Genomic DNA, 2,073 nt, shown 5'->3' on the forward strand with positions numbered 1-2,073 from the left:
TAACCCAAGGGCAAAAGGACGCCATCACCCTTATCTCAACCACCAAGGACAGCTTTGTGGCCATCCAAGGGTTAGCCGGTACAGGTAAGTCCACCATGCTTGAATCCAATATTGAACTTATCCAGTTAGTCAAAGAAGCCAGCCAGCAGCCAGAGCAAAGCGTCATCGGTCTTGCGCCCACGCACGCCGCGGTAGCAGAGCTCGAAAGCAAAGGCGTGAAAGCGCAAACCCTGGAAAGCTTGCTCTCTGACATCCGACAAGGCAATCGAGAAGCCAGTGACTATCAACACACCTTGTTCTTTCTCGATGAAAGCTCCATGGTCAGCAACAAGCAAGCCGATGAGTTCACAAAGCTGGTCAATGACAGTCAGTCCAAAACAGCCAAATTGGGCGATAAAGAGCAGCTTTTATCACTCAGTGCCGGTAAACCCTTTGAGCTGGCCATAAGCCAAGGCCGCATCGATACCGCTTACATGACCGATATGGTACGTCCACAAAATGACACCCTGCACAATGCACAGCAAAACACCATTGATAAACAGCCACTCAGCGCCCTAGATAAACTCCAGCAGCAAGCCCCTGATACTCAAAGCAACAGTCAACATGTCATTTCCACGTTGGATGAAAACGACAAAGACCGACGCAGAGCGCAGCTCACCGCCACAGAGAAGCTGCCCTACATGGTCGCCAAAGACTATTTAGAGCGCACCCCCGAAACGCGAGACAACACACTGATTATCGCGTACACCAACCAGGAGCGAGACACCATCACCGAACACATCCGTGTCGGTTTGATGAAACAGAGTGAGTTAGGCAAAGAGAACGTCGTCGCAACCCGGCTACGCTCAATCGGCGCCACGGGTGAAGAGCTCACTACCATGATGCCGTATCAAAAAGGCTTGATATTGAGCACCAGACCCGGTGAGTACGCGACAATCACTCACGTTGACTCAGAGCATGGCGTGGTGACACTTCAAGACGCAGCGACAGGTAAGACTAGGCCATTCTTACCGCGCAACCGTGACCACCGCTTCACCACCCTGTTCTCTACGTCAGAAAAACCACTCTCAACGGGCGATAAAATCATCACCCGTTTTACCGATAAAGAGCGCAGTATCAAAGCCAACGTGGAGTACCGCATCACGCAAGCGACTACAGACCGTGTTATCGCTCAATCTAAGACAGGACAAACACTCAACCTTAACCCTAATGCGCTTAAAGACGGGCACTGGGACTACGCTTACAGTCGAACCGCAGACATGGCGCAAGGGTCCACCTATCAACACGTCATTAGCGCGATACAAAGCAAAGGCGCACTGACCAACTTAAGACGCGCCGGTATCGATGTGACTCGTGCCAGTCAGCACATTCGGCTCTATACCGACAACACAAAACAATTGGTCAAAAGCTGGCTTTCTAAAGAGAGCCATAAAGCCAGTGCGATAGAAACCCTCAACCAAATTCCACCCAAAGACACCACCTACTTTAACCGTAATGCACTCCCTCATGAGGACGTCCGGTTCCAAAATAAAAGCGGTGACTTTGACTACAACACATTTAGGGAGCACATCAATACGCAGCTACCAAAATACACCGAAAGCCTCGCCATTCAGTTATTAGGCCAGCCGAATCAATCCAAATCAGACCGGGATTATTTAACCTTTGGTATTGGAAAATCGGCCATTAAAGTCACCTTAACTGGAGAGCATCGCGGGTATTTCAAAGACTACACCACAGGCGAAAAAGGCGCATTGATTAACCTAATCATGAGTCATAAGGAAATGAATTATAAAGCCGCGATGAATGAAGCGCACAAGATGATCAACGAACCGGAAAAATATCAACTGGAGGAAAACAGTAAACACGACAAATTACTGAGCACCACCCCAAGGCATATTGCGCAGTTTGAAGAACGGGCTAAGGATTATATCAATCAAAGCTTACCGATGGATAACACACTGGCCCAAACGTACTTAAACAAGCTCGGTGTCAATAACATTGAAAACAACCATGTAAAATTCCACCCGGCGGTCTATTCATCCGAAGATAGATCCCTTCACCCTGCAATGCTAA

Annotated in this window: 1 protein-coding gene; it reads left to right on the forward strand. The window is 48.8% G+C overall.

The annotated features are described in order from the left end of the window. On the forward strand, window positions 1-2,073 hold a 2,073-nt coding region (locus tag AB4496_RS04485; RefSeq protein WP_372130635.1), incomplete at both ends, for an AAA family ATPase.

Source organism: Vibrio sp. 10N.222.46.A1 (genome assembly GCF_041473595.1).
Taxonomy (GTDB): Bacteria; Pseudomonadota; Gammaproteobacteria; order Enterobacterales; family Vibrionaceae; genus Vibrio; species Vibrio tasmaniensis_A.